The organism is Micromonospora sp. WMMD1082 (genome assembly GCF_029626175.1).
Classification (GTDB): domain Bacteria; phylum Actinomycetota; class Actinomycetes; order Mycobacteriales; family Micromonosporaceae; genus Micromonospora.
In genome coordinates this window covers 2709417-2728509 of sequence record NZ_JARUBM010000002.1, presented here as the reverse complement: position 1 = coordinate 2728509, position 19093 = coordinate 2709417, and the positions used below count along the sequence as shown (strand labels likewise).

At 70.4% G+C, this 19093-nt stretch carries 15 protein-coding genes and 1 pseudogene; 11 read left to right on the top strand and 5 right to left on the bottom strand.

Annotated elements, in window-relative coordinates:
* Window positions 1–83 precede the first annotated feature (83 nt).
* From O7615_RS12565 to O7615_RS12550, 4 genes and pseudogenes are all read left to right on the top strand, one after another.
* A complete protein-coding gene (locus tag O7615_RS12565) occupies window positions 84–1544 on the top strand; it encodes a CCA tRNA nucleotidyltransferase (RefSeq protein WP_278177654.1) in 1461 nt (486 codons plus the stop codon).
* 318 nt (window positions 1545–1862) lie between these two features.
* A pseudogene (locus O7615_RS12560) lies at window positions 1863–2144 on the top strand (protease inhibitor I9 family protein); the annotation flags it as partial.
* Window positions 2121–3989 carry a S8 family serine peptidase gene (locus O7615_RS12555; RefSeq protein ID WP_278182081.1) on the top strand — a complete coding sequence of 623 codons (1869 nt, stop codon included), beginning with the start codon at window positions 2121–2123 and terminating at the stop codon, window positions 3987–3989. The pseudogene O7615_RS12560 and the gene O7615_RS12555, both read left to right, overlap by 24 nt.
* Window positions 3990–4175: 186 nt before the next feature.
* Window positions 4176–4655 carry a methylated-DNA--[protein]-cysteine S-methyltransferase gene (locus O7615_RS12550; RefSeq protein WP_278177653.1) on the top strand — a complete coding sequence of 160 codons (480 nt, stop codon included), beginning with the start codon at window positions 4176–4178 and terminating at the stop codon, window positions 4653–4655.
* Between the two features lie 193 nt (window positions 4656–4848).
* Here the strand turns inward: O7615_RS12550 and O7615_RS12545 are convergent, their stop codons facing one another.
* Both O7615_RS12545 and O7615_RS12540 read right to left on the bottom strand, forming a co-directional pair.
* Window positions 4849–5928, bottom strand: a complete 1080-nt coding sequence (locus tag O7615_RS12545) for an inositol-3-phosphate synthase (RefSeq protein WP_278182080.1) — start codon at window positions 5926–5928, stop codon at window positions 4849–4851.
* A gap of 23 nt (window positions 5929–5951) precedes the next feature.
* Window positions 5952–6590, bottom strand: coding sequence for a PadR family transcriptional regulator (locus tag O7615_RS12540; protein WP_278177652.1), 639 nt, complete (start codon window positions 6588–6590; stop codon window positions 5952–5954).
* Window positions 6591–6764: 174 nt separating this feature from the next.
* Here O7615_RS12540 and O7615_RS12535 point away from each other — a divergent pair, with 174 nt between their 5' ends.
* The 3 genes from O7615_RS12535 (at window position 6765) to O7615_RS12525 (ending at window position 11894) form a co-directional block, all read left to right on the top strand.
* Entirely contained in the window at window positions 6765–7220 is a 456-nt protein-coding gene (locus O7615_RS12535) for a DUF5318 domain-containing protein (protein ID WP_278177651.1), read from the top strand.
* 193 nt (window positions 7221–7413) lie between these two features.
* A complete protein-coding gene (locus O7615_RS12530) occupies window positions 7414–10206 on the top strand; it encodes a transglycosylase domain-containing protein (RefSeq protein ID WP_278177650.1) in 2793 nt (930 codons plus the stop codon).
* A gap of 149 nt (window positions 10207–10355) precedes the next feature.
* Window positions 10356–11894 (top strand): glycosyltransferase 87 family protein, encoded by a 1539-nt coding sequence (locus tag O7615_RS12525; RefSeq protein WP_278177649.1) that lies wholly within the window; start codon window positions 10356–10358, stop codon window positions 11892–11894.
* A gap of 34 nt (window positions 11895–11928) precedes the next feature.
* On the opposite strand, the gene O7615_RS12520 is transcribed toward O7615_RS12525, so the two are convergent.
* Together O7615_RS12520 and O7615_RS12515 are read right to left on the bottom strand one after the other, a co-directional pair.
* Complete coding sequence (locus tag O7615_RS12520) at window positions 11929–14118, bottom strand: hypothetical protein (RefSeq protein WP_278177648.1); 2190 nt, start codon at window positions 14116–14118, stop codon at window positions 11929–11931.
* Window positions 14115–14906 carry a deoxyribonuclease IV gene (locus O7615_RS12515; protein ID WP_278177646.1) on the bottom strand — a complete coding sequence of 264 codons (792 nt, stop codon included), beginning with the start codon at window positions 14904–14906 and terminating at the stop codon, window positions 14115–14117. Before O7615_RS12515 ends, O7615_RS12520 begins: the two co-directional genes overlap by 4 nt.
* A gap of 504 nt (window positions 14907–15410) precedes the next feature.
* Here O7615_RS12515 and rpsF point away from each other — a divergent pair.
* The 4 genes from rpsF (at window position 15411) to rplI (ending at window position 17058) form a co-directional block, all read left to right on the top strand.
* Window positions 15411–15701, top strand: coding sequence for a 30S ribosomal protein S6 (gene rpsF, locus O7615_RS12510; protein WP_265010155.1), 291 nt, complete (start codon window positions 15411–15413; stop codon window positions 15699–15701).
* Window positions 15702–15779: 78 nt separating this feature from the next.
* Window positions 15780–16316, top strand: coding sequence for a single-stranded DNA-binding protein (locus tag O7615_RS12505; protein WP_278177644.1), 537 nt, complete (start codon window positions 15780–15782; stop codon window positions 16314–16316).
* A 41-nt stretch (window positions 16317–16357) separates the two neighbouring features.
* Entirely contained in the window at window positions 16358–16597 is a 240-nt protein-coding gene (rpsR, locus tag O7615_RS12500) for a 30S ribosomal protein S18 (protein WP_007073789.1), read from the top strand.
* Between the two features lie 14 nt (window positions 16598–16611).
* Complete coding sequence (gene rplI / locus O7615_RS12495) at window positions 16612–17058, top strand: 50S ribosomal protein L9 (protein ID WP_278177643.1); 447 nt, start codon at window positions 16612–16614, stop codon at window positions 17056–17058.
* Window positions 17059–17124: 66 nt separating this feature from the next.
* Here the strand turns inward: rplI and O7615_RS12490 are convergent, their stop codons facing one another.
* Complete coding sequence (locus tag O7615_RS12490) at window positions 17125–18921, bottom strand: hypothetical protein (RefSeq protein WP_278177642.1); 1797 nt, start codon at window positions 18919–18921, stop codon at window positions 17125–17127.
* Window positions 18922–19093 lie beyond the last annotated feature (172 nt).

Below are 19093 nucleotides of genomic sequence, written 5' to 3'. Positions count from 1 at the left end.
CGTCACAGACCTTAGTCAACCCCGGTTCGTTACCCGCGCCCGGCGGAGGAGATGCCGGTCAGGACCGATAGGCTGCTGATCCCATGTCCGACGCCGCCGCATCCCACGCCACCGACCGCCGCGAACTCACCGCCGCGCAGCGCAACGCCGTCGCCGAACTGCTCCGGGTCTCCCCGGTCGCCGACGAGCTGGGCCGCCGGTTCGCCGTGGCCGGTCATGAACTGCACCTCGTGGGCGGTTCGGTACGCGACGCGCTGCTCGGGCGTCTCGGCGAGGACCTGGACTTCTGCACCGACGCGCACCCGGACCAGACACTGGACATCGTGCGGGGCTGGGCCGAGGCGATCTGGGAGACCGGTCGGGAGTTCGGCACCATCGGCTGCCAGCGCGGCGGCCTGCGACTGGAGATCACCACCTTCCGGGCGGAGTCGTACGACCAGGTGAGCCGCAACCCGACGGTCGCGTACGGCACCAGCCTGGTCGAGGACCTGCGGCGGCGGGACTTCACCGTCAACGCGATGGCGGTGAGCGTGCCCGAGCACCGGTTCACCGACCCGTACGGCGGCCTGGCCGACCTGGCCGCGAAGGTCGTGCGTACCCCCGGCACGCCCGCCGAGTCGTTCGGCGACGACCCGCTGCGGATGCTGCGGGCCGCCCGCTTCGCCGCGCAGCTGCGCTTCGCGGTCCACCCGGACGTGCAGGCGGCGATGACCCGGATGGCGGCCGACCTGGACCGGATCACGGCCGAGCGGATCCGCGACGAGTTCACCAAGCTGCTCTGCGGAGCCGACCCGATCACCGGTCTGCGGCTGCTGGTCGACACCGGCCTGGCCGAGCGCTTCCTGCCCGAGTTGACCGGGCTCAAGCTGGAGATCGACGAGCACGCCCAGCACAAGGACGTCTACGAGCACACCCTCACGGTGGTCCGCAACGCGGTCTCCCACGAGAAGGAGGGGCCGGACTTCGTCCTCCGGATGGCCGCGCTGATGCACGACGTGGGCAAGCCGGCGACGAAGTCGGCCGGGCCGGACGGGCGGGTCAGCTTCCACCACCACGAGGTGGTCGGCGCCCGGCTGACCAAGGCGCGGATGAAGGCGCTGCGCTACCCGAAGGACGTCACCGCACAGGTCACCGCGCTGGTCGCGCTGCACCTGCGCTTCTACGGGTACGGCCGGGGCGAGTGGACCGACTCGGCGGTGCGCCGGTACGTCACCGACGCCGGTGACCTGCTGCCCCGGCTGCACAAGCTGACCCGGTCGGACTGCACCACCCGCAACCGCCGCAAGGCGGCCCAGCTGGCTTCGGACTACGACGCGCTGGAGGAGCGGATCGCCCGGATCGCGGCCGACGAGGACCTGGCCCGCGTCCGGCCCGACCTCGACGGGAACGCGATCATGGAGTTGCTCGGCGTGCCGCCCGGGCCGATCGTGGGACGAGCCTGGAAGTACCTGAAGGATCTGCGGCTGGAGCGTGGGCCGCTGGACCGCGACACCGCCGAGGCGGAGCTGCTGCGCTGGGCCCGCGACGAGGGCGTCCTCGGCTGAACGGCGCCACCGCCTGACCCTGCGGTGTCGACACTGCCGGGCCGGCGTCCATCCTGGCTCGTCCCGTCCTGATGGTCGCTACGACGAAACGCCGACGTTTCGACCGAAAGGTTGACCCGGATCGTTGCGTCGGTCGTAGATGATGTTGGGCACGTCTCTTCACTCGCTGTTCATCTGTCGAAGCGGGACGATCCACTGTCGGTTCGACCACCCCATCGGGCACGGTCGACGATCAACGGGGAGATCACACTAGTGAAACGCCGTGGCGTACTGCGCCGCTCGGCGGTGGCGGGGCTCGCCCTCGCCACCGCCTCGTCCATGCTCACCGTCGTCTCCGGCGGTGCCGCACTGGCCGCTCCGCCCGACCTGCCCCGGGCCGAGGTGCTCGGCACCGGTGCTTTCGGTGTCGTGCCGGATCGCTACATCGTCGTCCTCAAGGACCGGGGCGCCACCTACAGCACCGTCCGGGCCGCCGCCTCGGCGCTCGCCGGTGCGAACGGCGGCACGGTCCGGGAGGTCTTCGGCAACGCCCTCACCGGCTACTCGGCCACCATGAGTCGGCAGCAGGCGGAGAAGGTGGCCGCCAACCCCGCGGTGGCCTACGTCGAGCAGGTCCGGCGCCTGTCGGCCAGCGGCACGCAGAGCAGCCCGCCGTCCTGGGGCCTCGACCGTCTCGACCAGGCCTCCGCGAAGCTGAACAAGAGCTACAAGTACCCGAACACCGGTAGCAAGGTCACCGCGTACATCCTGGACACCGGCATCAACGTCAAGCACCAGGACTTCGGCGGCCGGGCCAGCATGGGCTACGACGCCATCAACCCGCCGCCCAAGCCCACGCCCACGCCCACCCCGACCCCCACTGCCGAGCCGACGCCGGATCCGGAGCCCACGGTGGACCCAGAGCCGACGGCGGAGCCCGAGCCCACGGCGGATCCGGAGCCGACGGCGGATCCGGAGCCCACCGAGCCGGGCGGTATCCAACCCCAGGCGAACGGGGACTGCAACGGCCACGGAACGCACGTGGCCGGCACCGTCGGTGGCGCGAAGTACGGCGTGGCCAAGGGGATCAAGCTCGTCGGTGTACGGGTGCTCGGCTGTGACGGTTCCGGCACCACGGAACAGGTCATCGCCGGTGTCGACTGGGTGACCGCCAACGCCAAGAAGCCGGCCGTGGCCAACATGAGCCTCGGTGGCGGGGCGTCGACGGCGATCGACGATGCCGTGAAGCGCTCCATCAACTCCGGCATCACCTACGCGGTGGCGGCCGGCAACGAGATGAGGGACGCCTGCAAGGTGTCGCCGGCCCGGGTGCCCGACGCGATCACCGTGGGCGCGACGGACCGGGTCGACATGCGGGCCTGGTTCTCGAACTACGGCAAGTGCCTCGACGTGTTCGCTCCGGGCGTGAGCATCGTCTCGGCGCGGCACGACAACAACACCGGCAGCCTGGGGGCCAGCGGCACCTCGATGGCCGCTCCGCACGTCGCGGGTGCGGCGGCTCTGCTGCTGCACACCAACCCGACGTGGAAGCCGAAGCAGGTCCGCGACCGCATCGTCACCACCGGCATCGCCGGGGCGGTGTACGACACCAAGGGCTCGATCGACCGGCTGCTCACCGTTGGCTCGGTCACCCCCGCCCGCAGCTCGTACGGCTTCAAGGCCAGCTCCAACGGCAAGTTCGTGACCGCCGCCAGCACCAAGAAGGCGTTGGTCAACAACGGTAAGAGCCTGGGTACCGCGCAGCGGTACGACATCGTCAACGCCGGCGGCGGCCTGGTCGCGCTGCGCTCCAAGAGCACCGGCCGATACGTGGTCGCACCGAGCAAGGGCACCAAGCCACTGATCGCCAGCCACAAGACGATCGTCACCTCGGCCAAGTTCACCATCGTGAACCACACCGACGGCAGGATCAGCCTCAAGGCCAAGATCAACGGCAAGTACGTCACGGCGTCGAAGGCCGGCAAGTCGGCGCTGAAGGCGAGCAGGACCACCATCGGTACCAACGAGAAGTTCACCATCGACGCGCCGGCGCCGGTGATCAGCATCAAGTCGAAGGCCAGCGGCAAGTACGTGGTGGCCGCCAGCAGCACCAAGCCGCTGGTCGCCAGCAGCAAGTCGGTCACCAAGGCGGCGAAGTTCCAGATCGTCAACCGGGGCGACGGCTTCTTCGGCCTGAAGGCGCTCTCCAACGGTCGGTACGTGGTCGCGGCGAGCAAGGGCACCAAGCCGCTGATCGCCAGCAGCAAGACCCTGGGCCTCTGGGGCACCTTCGACTTCGTCGACTACAACGGGGATGGCACGATCTTCCTCCGGGCCAGCGACAACCAGGCGGTCTCCGCCGGTTCGGCCGGCACCAGCAAGCTGATCTCGAACAAGAACATCAAGTGGACCGCCCGTGAACTCGGGCTGGGCAACGGCGAGAAGTTCACCGTCTCCGCCGCCTGACATCCAGCACGACCCCACCCGGCGCCCGCCGAGCACCCCCACCCAGGGAAACGCCCGGCGGGCGCCGCCGTCCCCCACCCCCTCGCTCTCCCCGTTGATCATGAAGTTGTTGTCGCGACACGCCGGGCGGGGTGACAACAACTTCATGATCAACGGGGTGGGGGCAACGGGTGGGACAATGGCGGGATGCGATGGACGGTGCTCGACTCGCCGATCGGGGAGTTCTCCGTGGCCACCGAGGGCGGCAGCGTGTGCGGGACGCACTTCGGCCCGGTCGCGAACGCCACCGCCGAGCCGGTCGACGAGGCGTCCCGGCGGGCGGTGCAGGAGCTGCGGGCGTACTTCGCCGGGGAGCTGACCGAGTTCGACGTGCCGGTGACGGTGCCGCGCGGTTCCGAGTTCGAGCGGGCGGTGTGGCGCGAGATGACCCTGATTCCGTACGGCGAGACGCTGACCTACGGCGAGGTGGCCCGGCGGGTGGGCGATCCGGGCGCGGCCCGCGCGGTCGGCGTGGCCTGCAACCGCAACCCGATCCCGGTCATCGTGCCGTGTCACCGCATCATCGGTGCGGGCGGGAAGCTGGTCGGCTTCGGCGGTGGCCTGGACCGCAAGGTCAAACTGCTGGAGTTGGAGGCCCGGGTCGCCCTGCAACGCGCCTGGTCCTGACCGCACGCTCGCTGTCCACCTGGTGGCGGTAAAGGCGGCCTGTGCTCGGCGTGTCGACTGCCGGCGCTGCCCCGAATCGGGGGACACGTTTCGGGCCGGGCGGACGTAGTGCCGGATGAGGGCCGGGTCCGTGTGGACCCGGCCCTCGACGGTGCTGGCGGCGGGCGTCAGCCCGGGCGAGCGTTACGGCAGCTCAGCGCTCGATCTCGCCGGCGATGAAGGACTCGACGGCGGCGTGCGCGTCGTGGTCCGCGTACTGCACCGGCGGGGACTTCATGAAGTACGACGAGGCCGACAGGATCGGGCCACCGATCTTGCGGTCGAGGGCGATCTTCGCGGCGCGGACGGCGTCGATGATGACACCGGCCGAGTTCGGCGAGTCCCAGACCTCAAGCTTGAGCTCGGCGTTGAGCGGGGTGTCACCGAACGAGCGGCCCTCCAGGCGGATGTAGGCCCACTTGCGGTCGTCCAGCCACGGCACGTGGTCGGACGGGCCGATGTGCACGTCGCTCTTGGCCATCTCGTGCGGCACCTGGGAGGTGACCGACTGCGTCTTCGAGATCTTCTTCGAGACCAGGCGGTTGCGCTCCAGCATGTTCATGAAGTCCATGTTGCCGCCGAAGTTGAGCTGGTACGTGCGCAGCAGCTCGACACCCCGGTCCTCGAAGAGCTTCGCGAGGGCGCGGTGCACAATGGTGGCGCCGACCTGGCTCTTGATGTCGTCGCCGACGATCGGCAGGCCCGCGTCGGTGAACTTCTGCGCCCACTCGGGGTCGGAGGCGATGAAGACCGGCAGGGCGTTGACGAACGCGCAGCCGGCGTCGATCGCGGCCTGGGCGTAGAACTTGTCGGCCTGCTCCGAGCCCACCGGCAGGTAGGAGACGACCACGTCGACCTGCGCGTCGCGCAGCGCCTTGGCCACGTCGACCGGCTCGCGGCCGGACTCCTCGATGATCTCGCGGTAGTACTGCCCGAGGCCGTCGAAGGTCGGGCCGCGCTGCACGGTGACGCCGGTGGGCGGCACGTCGCAGAGCTTGATGGTGTTGTTCTCGCTGGCGACGATCGCCTCCGCGAGGTCCATGCCCACCTTCTTGGCGTCGACATCGAACGCCGCGACGAACTGCACGTCAGAGACGTGGTAGTCGCCGAAGGTGACGTGCATGAGACCCGGGACGCGGTCGTTCGGGTCGGCGTTCCGGTAATACTCGACGCCCTGTACCAGGGACGAGGCGCAGTTACCCACACCGACGATGGCGACGCGGACGGAGCCCATCGCGTATGCCTCCTTCTTCTCTGTCACGGCCGCTCTTTCCTGGTCTCACCAGGCGGAGGCGGGCTGTTGTCTTCTCGTCGGCCGCCGGCCGTCCCGTCGTGCGGGACCGTCGGGGCACGGCCGGAGCGCTCGTTGGCGATGAGCTCCTCCAGCCAGCGGACCTCACGCTCACAGGCCTCCAGGCCGTGGCGTTGCAGCTCCAGGGTGTACGCGTCGAGGCGCTCGGCCGCCCGGCCCAGCATGTCGCGAAGGCCCTCGCGACGTTCCTCGATCGTGCGGCGGCGACCTTCCAGGATCCGGAGTCGGGTTGCCTGGTCGGTTCGGGAAAAGAACGCGAAGTGCACACCGAAGCCGGTGTCGCCGTACGTTTCCGGCCCGGTCTGTGCGATGAGCTGGGCGAATCGTTCCTTGCCCTCCGCAGTGATCTTGTAGACCACCCGACCTCGTCGGCTGGTCAGCGCGGGAACCTCCTCGGCGGTGGCGGGTGCCTCGTCGGCCTCAGTGATCCATCCCGCGGCCTGCAACCGGCGCAGGGTCGGGTAGAGCGAGCCATAGCTGATCGCAGCGCGGATCGCCCCCAGCTTGGCGGTGAGCTCCTTGCGCAGCTCGTAGCCGTGCATCGGGGCCTCTTGAAGCAGGCCGAGGATGGCGAGTTCGAGCACCGGCCACCCTCCCTTTACCCTGTGCGTGAAGCGGTAACCACCACGATGTATCGGACCGATACATCGCACCGTAGCGTCTCGCGCCGGCCGGGGCAAACCCCCGTTCCGGAATCCCTCGACTACGGATTGTCACGGTGGTCGCCTCGCCAAAGGAGACCGCGTACCCTTTGCCGCATGCGTACGCAGCGCCAGATCGTCGACTACTCGCTCCGAAAGCGAGCAGTGCTGCGTGAGCTCCTCGCCGGCCGCGTCGGCACCTACGACCTGTGCGACGCGTCGCCGTACCTGAAGAACGCGGCTCGGTTCCATGGCGAGCCCACCGACCGGCGGTGTCCGATCTGCCGGAGCGAGAACCTCACCCACGTCCACTACATTTACGGGGACGAACTCAAGCAGTCGGCCGGCCAGGCGCGTACGGTGGCCGAGTTGGCCGTCCTGGCGATGACGCTGCGTGAGTTCCAGGTCTTCGTGGTGGAGGTATGCCCCGGCTGTGACTGGAACCATCTGGTCGAGCAGTACCTGCTCGGGCGGGACGGTCTGGCCGGCGGCGACGGCGAGCCGGAGCATGAGGCGACCGGCATGACCGCCGACGGGACGGGTGTGCGGCGAAGGCGAGAGGCGCAACGGTGATTCGAGCTCGATCGGCCGGCCCCGGCCGCGCACGCGGCTGGGGCGACCGACAGCTTGTAGGTCTGAATGGTCCGATTGATTCGGATCTGACACCAACGCCACGGCACCCCCATGCCGTGCTCGCGGGTGTCACAACTCACGGCAAACCGGTGGCGGTGCGACCGCGCCCCACCGCGACGGCAGGGTGTGAGGCATGAACTCGTACGGCGATCCCAGCTCCTCGCGGGGACGGGCCCGGATTCCGGGCCAGGACGATCCGGGGCAGGCGGACGACGCGTACCGCCGCCCGGGTGGTGAACCGCGCGGAGTCAACTGGTCAACCGGACCGGACGCATCCGGCTCGTCGGCCCGCGCCTCGGTCGGCGGACGGGCCTCGGTCGGTGGTTCGGCGAGCGTACCGCCGTATGGCGGATCCGCTGGCGCGGCCGGACGTGCCGGGCCTGGCCGCGCCTCGGTGCCGGTCTCCCCGGCCGCCCCCGGCCGGGCCTCGGTGCCGGTGTCGCCCGCACCCGGTCGGGCCGGTCGCGCCTCGGTCGGTGCCGTCGGCGCGGCGTCGCCCGGCCGGGCGAGCGTCGGCTCGGCATCCGTGGGTGGCGTCGGCGGTCGGGCCGCGGTGGCCCGGGCGAGTGTCGGTGGCCCAGGTGGACCGGGCGGTCCCGGCGGACCTGGTGGCCCGACCGGCCCCGGGCGCGGTGGCCGTGACCCCGGTGCCGCGGCCCGAGCCCGCAAGCGCAAGCGGATGAACATGCTGATCGCCGGCTTCGCGGTGTTCATCATGCTGGCCGGCATCGGCGTGGTCGGGTTCACCTACTACTCGACCAACGTGGTGCTGCCCAAGGAGATCCCGCTGCCGCTCTCCACCATCGTCTACGCCAAGGACGGCAAGACGCTGGTGGCCAAGCTCGGCAACGAGAACCGCACCTTCGTCACCATCGACAACATCCCGGAACACGTACGGGACGCCGTCGCCGCCGCCGAGGACCGCAACTTCTACCGGCACTCGGGCGTCGACTACAAGGGCATCGCCCGGGCCGCCTGGAACAACCTCTCCGGCGGCGACAAGCAGGGTGCCTCGACCATCACCCAGCAGTACGCCCGCAACGCCTACGAGAACCTCCAGGACGACAGCTACGCGCGGAAGGTGAAAGAGGCGATCCTCGCCTCGAAGCTGAACGACAACTACAGCAAAGACCAGATTATGGAGAACTACCTCAACGTGATCTACTTCGGTCGGGGCGCGTACGGCATCGAGGCGGCGGCCCAGACCTACTTCAACACCAGCGCCAAGAAGCTCAATCCGGCCCAGGGGGCGGTGCTCGCCGCGCTGATCAAGCAGCCCGTCGCCAGCGCCACCCACCAGGGGTACGACCCCGAGATCAACGAGGTCGACGCCAAGTCCCGCTGGGAGTACGTCATCAACGGGATGGTCGAGGAGGGCTGGCTCGGCGCACCGGGCAAGCCGGAGCGACCCACCGAGTACCCGAAGGTCCAGAAGTCCAAGAAGGACAATGGCTTCGGGGTCGCCTCTCCGCGCGGCAACGTGATCAACTACGTCCGCAAGGAGATGGAGGAGTGGGGCCTCTGCTCCAACTCCGGTGCGCCGGACAAGCCCAACTGCGTGACCGAGCTGCGCGAGGGTGGCTACCGGATCACCACCACCATCGATCCGAAGATGCAGAAGGCGCTGGAGGAGGCTGCCCAGCCGGACCGGAAGGGCTCGGTGCTCAAGGAGCAGCCGAAGAACCTGATGGCGGCGGTGGTGTCGGTTGACCCGAAGACCGGCCGGGTGCTGGCCTACTACGGCGGCGACAGCGGTGCGGACTTCGACTACGCGGGCCTGAACACCAACCAGAACGGCGACCTCGTCGGCGGTCATCCGCCGGGTTCGTCATTCAAGGTCTACACGCTCGCCGCCGCGATCGACGCCGGCATCTCGGTCAAGTCGCACTGGGACGCCACCCCGTTCAAGCCGACCGGCTACGCCAACGAGATCCAGAACGCCGGCCGTGACGTCCGGCGGACCTGCAACAAGTATTGCTCGCTCCAGGAGTCGACGGTGCAGTCGTACAACGTGCCGTTCTTCCATGTGGCCGAGGACATCGGCGAGGCCAAGATCATCGACATGGCCCGCCGTGCCGGCATCCGCACCATGTGGACCGTGGACCCGCCGAAGGCGTACGACCTGACGAAGGAGAAGCCCGAGGATCTCGGACGCAAGCAGTTCGACCGAGTCATCGGCTTCGGCCAGTACCCCATCACCGTGCTGGACCACGCCAACGGCCTGGCGACCCTCGCCAACAAGGGCAAGTACAACAAGGCGCACTTCGTCCGGACGGTGGAGAAGCAGAACAAGGCCACCGGCAAGTGGGACAAGGTCCCGGGCACGGGCGAGAAGCTCGACCCCAAGCAGGTGATCAAGCCGGAGGTTGCCGACGAGGTGACCGCGGTGCTCAAGGAGATTCCCGGCAAGAGCAATGCCCGACTGGTCAACAACCGGCAGGCGGCCGGCAAGACCGGTACCTGGGAGCACAACAACACCGACAAGAACGCGCACGCCTGGATGGTCGGCTACGACCAGAACGTGGCCACCGCGGTCTGGATCGGCAGCCGTGACCAGAAGAAGCCGGCCATCCTCGACAAGAACGGCGGCAACGTCGGCGGCAGCGGCGTGCCGGCCGCGCTGTGGAAGCGGTACATGGACGAGGTACTGAGCGGCTTCGATCCGTCGAACCTGCCGGACGTTACCGGCGTCGGTGACCAGGACGCCGGTAACGGCGAGGAGCCCCCGCCGCCGCCACCGCCGGCGGGCCAGGACTGCGAGCCGACGGACTTCTTCTGCCGGATCACCGGTGGCGGCAACAACGGTGGAGACAACGGCGGCAACAACGGTCGGGGCGGTAACCCGAACGAGCCCCCGCCCACCGAGCCGCGATCAGGCGGCGAAGGCGGCGGACTGCCGACACCGAGAACCTCGACCCGGGACTAGCTCCCGCTGACGCCGATGGGCGGCCGGACACCTCTCCGGCCGCCCGTCGGCGTGTCGAGTAGGGCGATCGTGACGGCCCGGAGGCGATCCGGGACGTGGTGGTGGTTTCGACTTCAACGCGGTCATCGGATACGGCAGGATGCACGGTCATGAGCACGAAGTCGACGCCCGGCATCGATGAATCCGGTGCCCCCGATCACCCGTCCCGCTCCGACGGCTTCGTCCGGGGGCTCTCCGGGCTGATCGGCGGGCCGCTCGGCGACCACGCCGTCGCCCGCGACCGGCCCGCCGGTGCGGAGCGTCGGTTCTGGACGGCGGTACGGATCGTCCTGGCGCTGACCTGCCTGACGTTGGCCCTGCACTGGGTGCAGAAGTCGCCCTGCCAGGATGGCGCATGGGTGGACAACCAGCAGTACACCCGCTTCTGCTACACCGACGTGCTGGCGCTCTACTACGCGGAGCGGCTCAACGAGGGCGCGGTGCCCTACCTGGACCACCCGGTGGAGTATCCGGTGCTGACCGGGTACTTCATGGGTGCGCTCGGGCTGCCGGTGCACGCGGCCGGCGACGGGAACCCCGGGATGAACCAGGGGCAGTGGTTCTACAACCTCAACGCGCTCGTGCTCGGCGCGCTGGCGGTGGCCACCGTGGCGGTGATCCTGGCGCTGCGTCGACGGCGCCCGTGGGATGCCGCCCTCTTCGCGCTCGCCCCCGCGCTGCTGCTCACCGCCACCGTCAACTGGGACTTTCTCGCCATCGGGCTCGCCGCGTTCGGCCTGCTGGCCTGGGCACGCTCCGGGCCCGGCCGGAAGGGGACCGCGCTGGTCGCGCTCTCCGGGGTGCTGCTCGGGCTCGGCGGGGCGGCGAAGATGTGGCCGTTGTTCATCCTCGGGCCGATCCTGGTGCTGGCGATACGCGCCGGCCGGATCCGCGCCGCCATCCTGTCCATCGTCACGGCCGCGGTGACGGTGGTGCTGGTGAACCTGCCGGTGGCGCTGCCGCTGGAGTCCCGGGAGAACTGGAAACGCTTCTTCGAGCTGAACACCGACCGGCCGATCGACTGGGGCACCCTCTGGTACATCACCCGCTACCTGGACGGGAAGTTCGGTGATCCCGCCAGCATGGGCCCCTTCCAGTGGCTCGACGCCAACATTCCCACCCTCAACTACCTGTCGTACGCCCTGTTCGGGCTGGCCTGCCTCGGTATCGGCGCGCTCGCGCTGCTGGCGCCGCGCCGGCCCCGGCTCGCCCAGCTCGCCTTCCTCGTGGTCGCCGTTTTCCTGATCTTCAGCAAGGTGTGGTCGCAGCAGTTCGTGCTCTGGCTGCTGCCGCTGGTGGTGCTCGCCCGGCCCAAGTGGGGAGCGTTCCTCGTCTGGCAGGCGGCCGAGGTCTGCTACTTCGTCGCCTTCTATGGCCAGCTGCTGGGTGCGTCGACCGGTCAGCCGGTCTTTCCGGAGGGCGTGTTCGTGCTGGCCGCGAGCCTGCGTCTGGCCGCAGTGGTGGCGCTGGTCGTCCTGGTCGTACAGGAGATCCTGAACCCGGAGCGGGACGCGGTGCGCCGCACCTACGCCGACGACCCGGACGGCGGCCTGCTCGACGGCACCCCCGACGCGCCCTGGCTCGCCCGGCTACGTGCCCGCCGCCCCACCGCCGCCCCGCCCCCGACCCCTGTCCCCACCGTCACCTGACCCGGGTGCGATCCCCCGCAGACCCCAAACCGGTTCAGAGGCGGAACACGACGACCCCGTCGATCTCCTCGCGGGTGATGCCCAGCCCGTCCACCGGCGCGTCGACGCTGACCTCCCACGGCGTGCCGGCGATCCGGCCCCGCAACACCAGCACCTCGCGCACGCCGAGGGTGCGCAGGTAGTCGACGCTGGTCTGATCGGGAAAGGCCATGGTGACCCGGCGTACGTCGGCGAGTTGGCGCGGCGTGAAGCCGCTGCCGCCGTTGACGACGTCCTGGAACCGGCTGGTTGACCAGAGCATCACCGGCTGGTCATTGTTCTGCCCGCTGGGCAGCACGAGCAGCGGACCGTCGACCGACCGCATCGCGGCCGGTTGCCGTGGCACCACCGGATGTGGCGTGGCGTTGGTGCCCTCGGCGATGACCAGCAGCAGCGGCACCAGCGTTGCCAGGCGCAGCCACGGGCTCGGCCAGGAGGGGATCCGCTCGGCGGAGATCTCCCGGACCCGCTGCGCGTACGCACTGACCGCGCCCGCCGCGAGCAGCCCGAGCAGCAGCGTGGCCCAGAGCATCAACCGGCCGGGCGTACGGATGCCGCTCCAGCCGGGCAGGTGATCGAAGAGCGGTACGTAGGTGTAGCGGCCGCCGAGGAACTCGGTGCCCATCGACAGGATCATCGCCACCAGCACACCGGCGAGCAGCAGCAGGCGCTGGCGAACCGTCCAGATGGAGAAGAACAGCCCGCCGGCGGCCAGTGCGTAGAGCACGAAACCGGGCAGCAGCGTCATCTCCGGATGCCAGGGCAGTATCGAACGGGCGCCCTCGTGCAGACCGCCCCAGAGGAGGGACTCGGCGGGGGCGGTGACGAAGCCGCTGGCGGGCGGCGAGAAGACGGCGATGTCGCCGATCGTCCGCTCCGCGTGCGGGTGCAGTTGTGCCACGGTGAAGTACGGGATGGCCAGCAGGATGCCCACTCCGGCGAAGATCAACCCGCCGATCAGGTTGGCGACGAACAACCGCGAGCCGAAGGGTCGCCGGAGCCGCCAGATGATCCGCTTCGCGAACCAGATGGCGACGGCCACCAGCACCGTGCCGGCGAGCACGTACGCGAACGGCAGGCCGATGCCGAAGCCGAGGCTCAACTGCCAGGCGGCCACCAGCCAGCCGGCGTACACCCAGCCCTCGTGCCGGCGCTCGGGTCGGTAGCCGTGCCGCAGCGACCAGCCGTGCCCCCGGGCCAGCATGGCCAGCGCCAGCGGGATGCCGCCGTTGGAGACCACGTGCAGGTGGCCGGCCTGGGCCAGCAGCCAGGGCGCGTAGGTGTAGGCGACACCGGCCACCGCGGACCCGATCCGGCCCGCACCGAGCTGCCGGGCCAGCACGTACGCGCCGAAGGTGGCGAGCGCGTGCGCCAGCACGAACATGATGTTGTAGCGGAGGATGGCGTGCTCGGGACCGCTGCCGATCATGCCGGCCGGCGCGTACCCGAGCAGGGTGTCGGAGAAGGCGAAGCTCCACCGTGCGGGGAAGAACGCGTTGGCGTGCCACAGCTGGGCCGGGTCGGTCAGCAGGATGTGCCCGGACCAGGCCATCTGCCAGGCCTGCAGGCTCGGATCCCAGTAGTCCTGTGGCAACGTGTGCGACGGGTAGCGCAGCGTCGGCCAGGTCATCAGCACGGCCAGCGCCAGCGAGGCGACGGCGGCCAGCGTCCACTCATGGATCAGGAGCCGGCCGAGCCGACGGCCCCACCGCCCGTACCAGGTCGGCACCGGCGCGGGGGCGGGCCCGAAGGCGGCCCACCGGTCGCCCTTGGCCGGGACGGCGTCCCGGTTGCCACCGGCGCCGCTTGCGTCCCGGTCCTCGCCGCCCTCGTCGCTGCCGGCGGCCTTGTCGCCCTCGTCCTCCTTGCCGGCGGCCTTGTCGGGGACAGCCCTGTCGTTGCTGGTGCCGTTGCGGGGAGCATCCGCGCCGCGGCTCCTGGATGGGATGTCGGAGCCGTCGTGCGGGGCGTCGTTGCCGGCGCTGCTGGGGAGGGAGTCGGGGCCGCCGCTCTGGTCCGGGGCGTCCGGGTCGGCGGCGCTCGCACCGGTCTCGCCGGCCGCGTCACGGCCGGTCGTCGGGTCGGTGTCGTCGGCCTTCGTATCGTCGAGTGTCGGCCCGCCGGCGGCCCAGCTTTCGCGCGAGGTCGGCCGGGAACCGCCGGGAGCGGACTGGTCCGTGGTCATCGCGTCGACGTCTCCGCATCGAGCTGCCCGCGCAGGAAGGCGATGTCGCCGCCCTGCCCCTCGGCACCGCCCGGCGTCTCGACGATGACCGGAGCGCCCGCCGCGCGGATCACCGCGACCAGGAGGTCCGGGTCGATGGTGCCGCCGCGCAGGTTGTCGTGGCGATCCCGACCCGAGTCGAACCCGTCCTTCGAGTTGTTGGCGTGCACCAGGTCGATCCGCCCGGTGATCGCCTTCACCCGGTCGACCAGGCCGAGGAGCTCTTCCCCGCCGGCGTGGGCATGGCAGGTGTCGAGGCAGAAACCGACCTCGTGGTCGCCGACGGCGTCCCAGAGGCGGGCCAGCGCATCCAGCCGTCGGGCGCAGGCATTCTCGCCACCGGCGGTGTTCTCGATCAGCACAGGCAGCCCGAAGCCGCCCGACTCCGCGGCGTACGCCAGGGCCTTGCGCCAGTTGTCGAACCCGGTGGCCGGGTCGTCGCCGGCGTTGACGTGCCCGCCGTGCACCACCAGGCCCCGGGCGCCGATCGCCGCGGCGGCCTTCGCGTGCGCGAGCAGCAGCTTGCGGCTGGGAATCCGGATGCGGTTGTTACCGGTCGCGACATTGATGACGTACGGCGCGTGCACGTAGACGTCGACACCGGCCGTGCGCAGCGTTTCCGCGTCCGCGCGGGGCGTCGGCGCCCGCCAACCCTGTGGGTCGGAGAGGAAGAACTGCGCGGCGTCTGCCGACCGGGCGGTCGCCTCCGCCAGCGGGTCGGCCGGATCGACGTGGGCTCCGATACGCATGCAGGGGAGCCTACGTCCCGCCCCCGACGCCCGCGGCGACGCCCGCCGTCCGGTCGCGTCACCGCCGCTGACGGGAGTCGTTGATCCCGATAGATCCGGCCGGCGCGCCGCCGACCGGATTCCAGAGGAAAATGTCGGTAATTCCAGGATTTGCCCTCTGAAGGGCATGCTTCCGGGATAACGTCAGGTAACAACGTGATAAAGCTCCGCGGGGCGTCTCCGGTCCAACCTCATCGGTGTGGTCGTTCCTCCCCAGGTCCCACCCAAGGAATGCGGATGGGGCGCCCCGCGGTCACGTAGCCGGGGGTCCGGGCCGACAGCGACGTCGGTCGGGCCCCCGGTTCGCGGTGCCCGTCACCTCGGTGATGGTGATCGTCCGGGCCGGGTATCCTGGTCCGGTTGTCCGTCGCCGACCGGGTTCCCCCGGATCGGGACGGGCCACGACGCACGACCTCCTGCCACGGAAGGACCGTGGCCGCTTAGCCCACAGGAGGTGAGCACGTCTTGCGTCATTACGAGATCATGGTGATCCTCGACTCCAGCCTCGAGGAGCGCACCGTCGCCCCGTCGCTCGACACGTACCTGAACGTGATCAGGACCGCGGGTGGCTCGGTGGAGAAGACCGACGTGTGGGGCCGCCGGCGCCTCGCGTACGAGATCAACAAGAAGGCCGAGGGCATCTACGCCGTCATCGACCTCCAGGCGACGCCGGAGGCGGTGGCCGAGCTGGACCGCCAGCTGCGGCTCAACGAGTCCGTGCTGCGTACGAAGGTCATCCGACCGGAGATGCGCTAGCAATCCACCCCGCCCACCCGGATCAGCCTCACCGCTGCTGTCGGAGGGTTCTGAGAACCTGTACGGCGGAACGGATGAGTGCGCGAGGAGTTGGTCATGGCAGGAGACACCACCATCACGGTCATCGGTAACCTGACCGATGACCCCGAGTTGCGGTTCACCCCCTCCGGGGCCGCGGTCGCCAAGTTCCGGGTCGCCTCGACGCCCCGGTTCATGGACCGGCAGTCCGGTGAGTGGAAGGACGGCGAGCCGCTGTTCCTCTCGTGCACCGTCTGGCGGCAGGCCGCGGAGCACGTGGCGGAGTCGCTGCAGCGCGGTGCCCGTGTGATCGTCTCGGGTCGGCTGCGTCAGCGGTCCTACGAGACCCGCGAGGGCGAGAAGCGCACCGTCATCGAGCTGGAGGTCGACGAGATCGGCCCATCGCTGCGCTACGCCACGGCGAAGGTGCAGAAGATGTCCCGTTCCGGCGGCGGTGGCGGCGGCTTCGGCAGCGGCAGCGGTGGCGGTGGTGGCCAGGGCGGCGGCGGAGGCAACTTCGACGACCCCTGGGCTTCGGCCGCGCCGGCCCCCGCACGTTCGGGTGGCGGCAACTTTGACGAGGAGCCCCCGTTCTAATGGCGCCGAGCGCCCGTGATCGTAAACCAGGAGCAAGAGCAATGGCGAAGGCTGCGGCACTGCGCAAGCCGAAGAAGAAGGTGAACCCGCTCGACAAGGACGGGATCACCTACATCGATTACAAGGACACCGCGCTGCTGCGCAAGTTCATCTCCGACCGCGGCAAGATCCGCGCTCGGCGGGTGACCGGCGTTACCTCGCAGCAGCAGCGGCAGATCGCCCGTGCGGTCAAGAACGCCCGTGAGATGGCGCTCCTGCCGTACACCGCGACGGCCCGCTGAGAGGAGGCGCCGACATGAAGATCATCCTGACTCAGGAGGTGTCCGGGCTCGGTGCCCCGGGCGACATCGTGGAGGTCAAGAACGGCTACGGCCGTAACTACCTGCTTCCGCAGGGCTTCGCGATCGTCTGGACCAAGGGCGCGGAGAAGCAGGTCACTCTCATCAAGCGGGCCCGCTCGGCCCGCGAGATCCGCGATCTCGGCCACGCCAACGAGGTGAAGGCCCAGCTCGAAGGTCTCAAGGTGAACCTGAAGGCCCGTGCCGGTGATGGCGGCCGGCTCTTCGGCTCGGTCACCCCGTCCGAGATCGTCGACGCCGTCAAGGCGGCCGGCGGTCCGGCGCTCGACCGGCGTCGGCTGGAACTGTCCGGTCACATCAAGTCGATCGGGTCGCATCCGGTGCGGATCAAGCTGCACCCCGAGGTGACCGCCTCGTTCCAACTCAACGTCGTGCAGGGCTGAGCCCAGCCGACAACATTCAGGGCCCGCACCGTCCATCGGTGCGGGCCCTGCGGCGTTCGCCGCCCGTCACCCGAGGGCCTGACCGGTCACCGCGCTGATGATCACGGTGGAGAGCCCGCCACCGACCACTGCGGCGGCCAGCCCCACCGTGGTCGAGCGCCACGTCGTACCCACCCGCCGGAGCAGTATCGCGATCACCAGGCTGGTGGCCAGCGCCAACCCCAACCGCGGCAGGCTTCCCACCAGCGCACCGAACGCGCGCGCCCGAGGTGAGTCGCAGCCGCCGCCACTGATGTCGGTCACGCAGCCGACGGGCGGCGTTCCGTCGAGGGTCAGCAGCCAGACGAAGATCACCAGCGCCGGTAGGACATAGCAGGCCGCCGTGTAGAGCAGCGGCAACCAGGGACCACCCGGATCGGGATCGAGCAGGTCGTCTTCCAGCCGACGATTCCAGCCGGCGGTGCCAACCGACTCGATCCGCCGCCGTACCGCCGCGATGCCGACCGGGCGAGCCGGCGGAGCCGGGGCGGGCCGCTGCCGGGGGGTCGGGCGTGGGCGTGGACGCGGTGCCGTGTAGCCGACCACCGGCGACCGGGGCGCCGACGCGGGCGCACCGACCCAGCGCGGATCGTCACCCGCCAACCGGGTACCCGGCCAGAATGCCTCCTGAGGCGGCTGCGGTTCGGGCCGCGCCGGCCGGGACTGCCGCGGAACTCCGGGCGCCGCACCCGACCGGGGTGGCAGCGTACGGTCCCACCGGTCCGGTTCGGAGTAGTCGTCCCACCGGGTCGGGCCCCGCTGCCGCTCGCGCCGGTCCACCTCGGCGTCGCGGTCCCACTGGCCGGTGCTGTCGGGCTGAAGCCACTGGTCCGTCGCGGCGGACTGAAGCCACTGGCTCGTGCTGTCGACGTCCCAGGGATCGGCCGCCCCGGCCTCGGCGCGGCGATCCAGGCCGGCGGGCTGCTGCCAGGCGTGCAGGCCGGAGGCGTCCCACGGATCCACCGCGGGCCGCTCCGGCTCGGGCCTCGCGCTGCCCTCCCACGGCTCCGCCGCCCGCTTCCGGGGTTCCGCCGGCCGCTCCCAGGGGTCCACCGCCGGTCCGGGTGCGGACTCCACCGCACGCCGTCGGCGCCGGGGCGGAGGGTCGTCGGTGGTCGGCGCGGAGTCGGGCGTCTGCTGGCCTTCCTCCTCCAGCCCCGACCAGGCCACCTGGCGTTGACGCGACGGCGCCCGGCGGGGACGACTCTGCGGCGTCACCCCCGAGACCGGCTCGTCCTCCTCGGCCCGGCGGCTGCCGACGTACCCCTGACCGCGACCGCCGAGGTACCCCTCGGCCTGTGGGCGGTCGATGGTCCACTCCCGGGTGTGGTCGGACTCCGGTGCCACGGCGGGCGACGGCGCGGCCGCGCGCGGCAGTGCGGGGCGCGGCGCGGCCCCGCGCGGCAGTGCAGGGCGCGGTGGTGCGTCGCGTGGTGGTGCGTCGCGTGGCGTCGCGTCCCGCCATCCTGCCTCGGTGGACCGCCGGCTCCGGCCGCTCCGGGAGGGCTCGGCCGAGCGCCAACCGCTGTCGCCGTAGCCCGGCCGGTCGGCGGCGTCATCGTCGTCCGGCGCGGCGTGCCGGCCGCCGCCGTCGACACTGCTCACGCCCGACTCCAGCGCCCAGCGCGGCAGGTAGGGCTCGGCCGGCTCCTCCTGGCCGCGCTCGATCGCCCGCCGGCGGCTCGGGGTGCGGTAACGCTCGACCGCCGAGTCGTATCGCTCGGCTCGCTCGGCCGGTGAGCGTTCGGCGGGCTCGGCCCACGAGGAGGCCGGCCGCCGCTCGCGCGGGCCGTCCTCTTCGCGTACCCAGTCCCGGTAACTCACGGTCGGAGCGTGACCCTTCTCAACCGAAAGTGCAATCCGCTACCCAGGTGTAGCCATAGGCCACCGATCTTACGGGAGGTTCCGGATAAAGCCCTACCCGGAAATTTCCGTCCACAGGCTGGGGAAAAAGTATGCGCAGGTCAGCGGCTTGCAGCCGAGAACTCCCCATCCG

What these genes read in the sequence shown, in the direction of transcription:
- O7615_RS12530 (WP_278177650.1), top strand. Translation starts at nt 7,414, where the DNA reads ATGAACTCGTACGGCGATCCCAGCTCCTCGCGGGGACGGGCCCGGATT.
- O7615_RS12565 (WP_278177654.1), top strand. Translation starts at nt 84, where the DNA reads ATGTCCGACGCCGCCGCATCCCACGCCACCGACCGCCGCGAACTCACC.
- O7615_RS12545 (WP_278182080.1), bottom strand. Translation starts at nt 5,928, where the DNA reads ATGGGCTCCGTCCGCGTCGCCATCGTCGGTGTGGGTAACTGCGCCTCG.
- O7615_RS12520 (WP_278177648.1), bottom strand. Translation starts at nt 14,118, where the DNA reads ATGACCACGGACCAGTCCGCTCCCGGCGGTTCCCGGCCGACCTCGCGC.
- rpsR (WP_007073789.1), top strand. Translation starts at nt 16,358, where the DNA reads ATGGCGAAGGCTGCGGCACTGCGCAAGCCGAAGAAGAAGGTGAACCCG.
- O7615_RS12515 (WP_278177646.1), bottom strand. Translation starts at nt 14,906, where the DNA reads ATGCGTATCGGAGCCCACGTCGATCCGGCCGACCCGCTGGCGGAGGCG.
- O7615_RS12535 (WP_278177651.1), top strand. Translation starts at nt 6,765, where the DNA reads ATGCGTACGCAGCGCCAGATCGTCGACTACTCGCTCCGAAAGCGAGCA.
- O7615_RS12525 (WP_278177649.1), top strand. Translation starts at nt 10,356, where the DNA reads ATGAGCACGAAGTCGACGCCCGGCATCGATGAATCCGGTGCCCCCGAT.
- rplI (WP_278177643.1), top strand. Translation starts at nt 16,612, where the DNA reads ATGAAGATCATCCTGACTCAGGAGGTGTCCGGGCTCGGTGCCCCGGGC.
- O7615_RS12550 (WP_278177653.1), top strand. Translation starts at nt 4,176, where the DNA reads ATGCGATGGACGGTGCTCGACTCGCCGATCGGGGAGTTCTCCGTGGCC.